The 7,587-nt window shown below is 46.2% G+C and carries 5 protein-coding genes; 2 read left to right on the forward strand and 3 right to left on the reverse strand.

The genetic code is table 11. The annotated features are described in order from the left end of the window. Positions 1–2,029: alanine--tRNA ligase (gene alaS / locus Q0340_RS00440; RefSeq protein WP_298081707.1), on the reverse strand; the 2,029-nt coding region annotated here is incomplete at its 3' end. Between the two features lie 121 nt (positions 2,030–2,150). On the opposite strand from alaS, the gene Q0340_RS00445 reads away from it, so the two are divergent. Beyond that, positions 2,151–3,023, forward strand: a complete 873-nt coding sequence (locus tag Q0340_RS00445) for a Gfo/Idh/MocA family oxidoreductase (RefSeq protein WP_040304050.1) — start codon at positions 2,151–2,153, stop codon at positions 3,021–3,023. Then, positions 3,020–4,117, forward strand: coding sequence for a ferrochelatase (gene hemH / locus Q0340_RS00450; RefSeq protein ID WP_298081708.1), 1,098 nt, complete (start codon positions 3,020–3,022; stop codon positions 4,115–4,117). Before Q0340_RS00445 ends, hemH begins: the two co-directional genes overlap by 4 nt. A 157-nt stretch (positions 4,118–4,274) precedes the next feature. Here the strand turns inward: hemH and Q0340_RS00455 are convergent, their stop codons facing one another. Both Q0340_RS00455 and Q0340_RS00460 read right to left on the reverse strand, forming a co-directional pair. Then, the gene (locus Q0340_RS00455; protein WP_298081709.1) at positions 4,275–5,591 is read right to left on the reverse strand and encodes an ankyrin repeat domain-containing protein; all 1,317 of its coding nucleotides are present in this window, start codon (positions 5,589–5,591) and stop codon (positions 4,275–4,277) included. Positions 5,592–5,825: 234 nt separating this feature from the next. Then, a complete protein-coding gene (locus Q0340_RS00460; protein WP_298081710.1) occupies positions 5,826–7,061 on the reverse strand; it encodes a nucleotide sugar dehydrogenase in 1,236 nt (411 codons plus the stop codon). Positions 7,062–7,587 lie beyond the last annotated feature (526 nt).

Below are 7,587 nucleotides of genomic sequence, written 5' to 3' on the forward strand. Positions count from 1 at the left end.
CACTTACGCCACTTTCTTTGACTATAAAAAACGGTCCTATCTCGCTTAAATTACGCACGTGAATTCCGCCGCAAAGCTCCTTACTAATCTCTCCGAAGCTCACAACGCGCACTTTTGAGCCGTATTTTTCGCCAAAAAGCGCGATTGCACCGCTGTTTTTAGCGTCATCTATATCCATAATCTCAGTTTTTGCCGCACAGCCCTTGCAAACGGCGTTATTTACAAATTCCTCGATTTTAGCTAGCTCCTCGTCGCTAAGTGCCTTAGGATGCGAGAAGTCAAATCTTAAGCGGTCCGCTTCAACCAAGCTTCCTGCTTGAGCGATATGAGCCCCTAGCACCGCACGAAGCGCCGCGTGCAAAAGGTGCGTCGCGCTGTGATGACGTGCAATCTGCTCACGCTCCTCAGAAACCTTAAGCCCGACTATATCGCCGATTTTCAGGTTACGATTAAGGCGCAAGTGGGATAAATTTAGCCCATAAAATTTCTGCGTATCAAACACATCGGCTATGGACTCCACTTCGCCGCTATCGCCCGTCTGACCGCCACTTTGTGCATAAAACGGAGTGACATCAAACATCGCCCAGCCGATATCACCGGCTTTGAGCTCATCCACTTCCGCAAAATCCTCGTTAAGCAGTGCTAAAACCTTGCTCGTGCGGCTAAGCTCTTCGTAACCGCTAAATTTATTCTCACCAAATTTCTCTAGCAGCGCCTTGAAATCGCCACGGACGTTTTTATCGCCACTGCCCTTCCATGCGGCTTTAGCTATCTGCCTTTGCTCGCTCATAAGCGCGTCAAATTTAGCCTCATCCACGCGCAAATTTTTCTCGCGCAGCATATCAGCGGTCAGATCGAGTGGAAAGCCGTAGGTATCGTATAGTTTAAACGCGACCTCGCCGCTAAAAATTTCTTTAGTGCGCGCAAGCTCCTCGTTAAAAAGCTCGATGCCGTTTGCCAAAGTGGCGAAAAACCGCTCCTCTTCGAGCTTGATCTGCTCCTTTACGACCTGCTTTTTCTCGTTTAGATAGGCGTAGTGCCCGCCCATCAGCTCGCATACTTTATCTACGAGGCGATACATAAATGGCTCTTTGATGCCGAGCAGATAGCCGTGGCGAACGGCACGGCGCAGAATTCTACGCAAAACATATCCCCTACCCTCGCGGTTAAAATTTGTTCCCTGCGCTAGCAAAAACGTAACCGAGCGGATATGATCGGCGATGACGCGGTAGCTCGCGCCGCTTTCATAAACGTAAGGTTTGCCGCAAAGCTTTGCAACCTCATCAATTAGCGGCATAAAAAGCGAGCTGTCGTAGTTGCTAAACTTGCCTTCTTTAATCGCCGTGACGCGCTCAAGGCCCATGCCCGTGTCGATGCTAGGCTTTGGAAGCGGGCTAAGCTTGCCGTCTTTGCTGCGCTCGTACTGCATGAAAACTAAATTCCAAATCTCTAAAAAGCGGTCGCCGTCGCCGCCCATATAATCCTCGGGCGAGTGAAAATGTTCCTCACCCTGATCATAAAAAATTTCGCTGCACGGCCCGCACGGCCCGGTATCGCCCATCGCCCAAAAATTATCATGATCGCCGAAGCGGTAGATACGCTCCTGCGCTATGTGGCGCGCCCAGAACTCGTAAGCTTCGTCGTCCTTTTCATGCACGGTGACGTAGAGTTTGTCTTTTGGAAGCTTTAAAATTTCAGTGATAAACTCCCACGCATAGGCGATCGCCTGCTCTTTGAAATACTCGCCGAAGCTGAAATTTCCAAGCATCTCAAAAAACGTATGATGGCGCGCGGTGTAGCCGACGTTGTCTAGGTCGTTGTGTTTGCCGCCGGCGCGGATGCAGGTCTGACAGCTCGTGCGGATAGGCGGCGTCGGACGCGGTACGGCTCCTGTAAATATGCTTTTAAACGGCACCATGCCCGCATTTGTAAAAAGCAAGCTATCATCATCTGGCACCAACGGCGCGCTGGGGATGATCTGATGGCCCTTGCTTGCAAAGAAATTTAAATATTCGCTTCTAATATCCATGATTTGTCCTATTTCAAGTTAAATTTTAAAGGCGCATTTTAGCTAAATTAGATTTTAAAAATTATAAATTTTAACCATTCTTAGTTATAATGGCGCGAAAGATTAAATTTAGGGCATGGCGATGAAAAAAAAGATAGCGATCATAGGCATGGGCGAGCTTGGTCAAAAGCACTTCAGTGAGCTAAGAAGGAGCGATTATTTCGAGCTTGTAGCGCTTTATCATAAGGGCAGCAGTGAAAATTTCGGCCCGCGCTATCCGATCTTTGATAATCTAACCGATCTTTTTAACGTCGCCAAGCCCGACGCCGTAGTCATCACAGCTCCCCCGCCATCGCATAAAGAGCTGATTTTAAAATGCCTGCCGTTTACCAAAAATATCTTTGTAGAATCTCCACTTGCACAAAGCCTAGCCGAAGCTAGAGAGATAAACTACGCAGTCACCACTAACGGCACGCGCCTAGCCGTAGGCTACTCCGACCGCTACAATCCAGTAATCGTATCCTTGCTACGCGAGCTTGCCAAGGGGGATAAAATTTTTTCGATGAGCTTCGTAAGCGGTTTTGCAAACGATGATAGAGCAGATATCGTCGCCAATGCCCTTTTTAGAGATATCGATCTTGTGCGGCTGCTTTCTCACAGCGAGATCGCTTGCATAGAACTTAGCAAAAATATCTCTAAAGAGCGCACTCTAGCCGCATGCGCGACGCTTCACACAAAAAGCGGCTGCTATTGCACGCTAATGCAGTCCAATCTCTATCCGATCAGACGCCACGGTATCGAGATTTGCACCGACAGCGGCGTATATTTCGGCGATCTAATCTCAATAACTCTTTTTAAAATTACGCCTGACGGGCGCGTAAATCTGCGCGTCGATCGCGATGACTTTTCGCTGCGCCGCGAACACGAAGCATTTTGCGCGATGTGCGACAGCAGTACTAACGCAGGTCTTGCAAGCGTCGAGGATGCGATAAAAATCAGAGAAATCATCTCATGAAAAAAGCCCTAATTTTGCTCAACATGGGCGGTCCGAACAATCTGAGCGAGGTTGAAGTTTTTTTAAAAAATATGTTTAACGACCCCTTTATTTTGGGCGTTAAGAGTGATTTTTGGCGCAGCGTTTTAGCCGCGCTCATCGTAAAAAGCAGAACCGCATCGGCACGCAGCAACTACGAAAAATTGGGCGGGCGCTCGCCGATATGCTCCATCACCGAAGCGCTTTGCGAGCGGGTAAATTTACTCGCGCGAGCAAAATTCGGCGCGGGGTTAAAATTTGAAGGCGCAGCGGATGCGGGCGCCGCGAATGAGCCGCCGCAAGATATTTCATTGCAGAGTAAGCCGCCGCAGAGCATCCCGACGCAGAGCGAGGCGCTGCAAAATGAGGCGCCGCAGGATGAAAAACCGATAGACGAGCTAATTTGCGATTATGCGATGAATTACACGCCGCCATTTGCGGAGGACGTACTTAAAAAATATGTAGATTTTGATGAGATAATTTTGATGCCTTTGTATCCGCACTTCTCAAAAACGACGGTGCAATCGAGCCTGTGTTCTGCCAAAGCCGCACTTAAACGGCTCGGGATAAAAAATTATAAGATAGTTGATATTTTCTACGACAGCGCCGCTTACAACGAAATTTTGCTAAATTTAATCGCAAGCTGCGTCGCGGAATTTAGCGCAGATGAAATTCCGCAAATTTCGCTCATATTTTCTGCGCATTCGCTGCCGGTAAAAATGATCACCGCGGGCGATCCCTACGAGGCGCAAGTAGAAGCGCACGTGGAAATTTTAAAAGATCTGCTGGCTGCGCGCGGGATTAAATTTAAAGAGATTATTTTGGCGTATCAATCGCGCCTGGGTCCCGTGAAGTGGCTAGAGCCCAACGTAGCGGACGTTTTGCAGGATCTGCAGAGCAAAAAAGCACTCATATTTCCGATCGCGTTTTGCGTGGATAACTCCGAGACCGATTTTGAGCTGGATATTTTTTATAGGGCTAGTGCGCGCGAGCTGGGTTATGAATACTACGAAGTGTGCAAATGCCCGAACTCTCGCGAGGATTTTGCAAAATTTATACTCGCGCAGGCGCTGTAAATTTAGGAATTAAATTTAACTTTTCTATTCGAGCCTTTTAAACTTTTTGCAGAGTTTGCGAGCCTAATACAATGCCGATAAAATCGGCGAAATTTTATCTTTTAGTAATCAGAAAGAGCTTTAAATTTAATTATTTCGCAGCGGGTTGCGTAGCCGATTACTGCTTTTGATTTTCCGCTTCCTTACTAAATAAATTTCTTTTATATTCTTTATAGTCGTTAGTTAGCCTCTCGACTTCCTCTTTAGATATATGAAAGTTGGGGTTTTTTATATGCTTTCTATTTGCTGCAAATTCTATTTTATCAATTTTTTTTTGCCCTACCGCAAATAGTATATACTCTTTAATATTTTTAAAGGTAGCATTCTTGTCGGAACAATGTTTTTGTAAAAATGCCGAGTCAAACATACTTCCCATTTTATAGTATCCTACGGCTATATCATACCTATATGCTTCATAGCACTTATCATCATACATTCTTTTTAAAAATTCATTGTTTGGGATTCCGCCGATATCGTATTGCAAAAGTAGATCTATCATAGCGCCGGGCTCGGGTACGTCCAGTAGCCCTCCATATACCGACATATAAAGTCTAAACTCCTCTACCCCATACTCCTTGTTAGTATTTTTTATATTTTTATAGCCGGATATCTCCTCTAGTTTATTTGAAACGGAGACCTCTCCCATATTGAAAGTGGAGTAGGTATACGGTCTATAACCGCTCTCTAGCACCATTTCCATTATATCGTACATATTGTTTCTAACTAGGTGGGTGATAAAATAATATGGTTCGCCTCCGCCGCTAAAAAGAACCTCTTTGGTACGGTAATGTATGATCGGCGTAGCGTTTTCGTCAAAGCTTATAGAATCTATCCAGTTTTCGACGTCCATAATGCCGTAGGTTTCCTGCACGATCTCTACTTCGTCAAACTTAACTCCGCTATCCAGCAAAAGCCTAACCGACTTAGTGGCGTTATTTTCCATAGCGTATGCCATAGGGGATAGCTCGTAATTATCTTTCTTATGAGGATCGGCGCCCATCTCTATCAGCTTTTTTGCGGTTTTTTCGTCATCGTAAAAGCTAGCGTACATCAAAGGGGTAACGCCGAAATGAAGAGGGGTATCTACGCTTATATTATTATCCTGCATAAATTTTAAAATTTTATCCGTATCTTTTGATTTTAAACTCCTGCGCAAAAGTTCCATCGTGGGATTATCTCTGACCTCCTCTTCGTCTATATCCCAATATCTATAGCCAACTGCGTTTATCTCCTTTTGCGTTACGTATTTGGCTAGCTCGGAGTTAGGATCTACTTTGGTATTTGCAGTGACGGTATAGTGAGAGGAGGTTGATTTAAATCTGCCGGTCTGAACTTTGAGCGCCAAGGCAAAAAGACCTATAAAAACAACTATATAAAATATACCTTTAAAGATGTTTTTTATGATTTTAAGCAAGGTCTTCAAAAAGGTCTTCAAATTTGATCCTTCAGCCTTAAAACACTAGCCTGTAAATAGCTTTAGCTTTTAAGCAAAACCTAAAGCGACAACTCGTTTTATTTCCCCGAAAGTGCCGCGATTATATAACTATAAGGGTTAACTTTCACTTATACAAAATTTTATCTATTTTTGCGGCTTACATTATGTTTGAGCTTCAAAACATAGAAAATAAACCGCACCGATAAGGTCTAAATTTAAACCCCGAGCTAAATTTCACAGCTTTCCTTGTGCGCCTTTATAGACGTTTTTCACGTCGTAAACCAGCGAGCCCCTGTAATCAAGCTCGAAAAATTGCTTATGCGCCACGGCGATTACGACACAGTCAAATTTGCGCAAATCGGGCTTTTGCAGCAGATCGATGTCGTAGTATCTCTTGGCGTCGGCGGCGCTCGCCCAAGGATCATAGACGCTTACTTCGCAGCCGAAATTTTTAAGCTCGTTTATCATATCCACGACGCGCGTATTGCGGGTGTCGGGGCAGTTTTCTTTAAACGTAAGTCCCAAGATCAAGACCTTTGCGCCCTTTACTTTTTCGTCGTATTTTATCATCATCTTAACGACCTCCGTAGCGACGTAGCTTCCCATATTATCGTTGATACGGCGGCTTGAGAGGATGATTTCGGGGTGATAGCCCACCTCGGTCGCCTTCTGCGCCAGATAATACGGATCAATGCCGATGCAGTGTCCGCCCACGAGGCCCGGACGGAAGCTTAAGAAATTCCACTTCGTAGCCGCCGCGTCGATGACGTCGTTGGTGTTGATACCAAGCTTGCCAAACAGGATCGCAAGCTCGTTTATAAAGCCGATATTGATGTCGCGCTGGGTGTTTTCGATCACCTTTGCGGCCTCGGCGACCTTGATGCTGCTAGCGCGAAAGGTGCCGTTTTGAAGTATACTAAGATAGACGCTATCTACGACGTCTAAAGCCTCCTCAGTGCTTGCCGAGACGATCTTTTTGATCTTAGTGACGGTGTGAATTTTATCGCCCGGATTGATCCGCTCGGGCGAATATCCGCAGAAAAAATCGCGGTTAAATTTTAGCCCGCTTACGCGCTCTAAAACCGGTACGCAGTCCTCCTCCGTAGCGCCCGGATAGACGGTGCTTTCATACACGACGATGTCGCCCTTTTTAAGCACGGCTCCGACGCTTTCGCTGGCCTTGATTAGCGGCGTAAGATCGGGGCGATTTAGCCTATCTACGGGCGTCGGCACGCACACGATATAAAAATTGCTCTGCCTCATATCATCTAGATTTGCGCTAAATTTAAGCCCGTTTTGAATCGCCGCGGCAAGCTCCTCGTCGCTAAGCTCCAGCGTGCGATCGTGCCCGCCGCGCAGCTCGTCTATGCGGTCCTGAGCTACGTCAAAGCCCACGACCTCGTGTTTCGCCGCAAACGCCGCCGCCAAAGGAAGCCCCACGTAGCCAAGCCCGATTATCGCTATTTTCATTTTTCCCTCATTTGCTTTCATATTTTCCTCTTTTCTTTGCGTTAAATTTCATCGTTAATTCCGCAGCTGCACGGGCATACGACGCGAATTTAATAGCGCCGCGTCTTTAAATTTAAACAGCTAAGCTCACTCGCTGTTTTACTTGCGCTGCTTGCGCGACGGCAAATTTAAAATTTTGCCTTGACGCGGAATTTTACGCCACGTAGAATTCCGCGTCGCGATAGAATTCCATCTTCGTGCCGTTAAAATTTGCGCCACGAAATTCTATGCCGCCAAAATTCCGCGCCGTAAAATTTAAAAAAGCCGCGCCAAATTTCGCGAATTTTCGTCGTCGCAAGCCGCAAAATTTTAAAAAACCTCGCGAAATTTAGCAAATTTAATCTTTAATTTCAACCGCTTCATCCTTGATCTCGACCTTTTGCGTGGCGTTTGCGTCGGCTGCGGGCTTTAGATAGCCCTCCTCTATCAAAATTCCTACCGCCCGCTTAAAGATTGGCAGCGCATTTTGAGCGGCATAGTAGCTGCC

The organism is uncultured Campylobacter sp. (assembly GCF_938045595.1).
Classification (GTDB): Bacteria; Campylobacterota; Campylobacteria; order Campylobacterales; family Campylobacteraceae; genus Campylobacter_B.

Excerpts from the sequence above, each read along its gene's own strand:
- Q0340_RS00445 (WP_040304050.1), top strand. The coding sequence starts at position 2,151 with ATGAAAAAAAAGATAGCGATCATAGGCATGGGCGAGCTTGGTCAAAAG.
- hemH (WP_298081708.1), top strand. The coding sequence starts at position 3,020 with ATGAAAAAAGCCCTAATTTTGCTCAACATGGGCGGTCCGAACAATCTG.
- Q0340_RS00460 (WP_298081710.1), bottom strand. The coding sequence starts at position 7,061 with ATGAAAATAGCGATAATCGGGCTTGGCTACGTGGGGCTTCCTTTGGCG.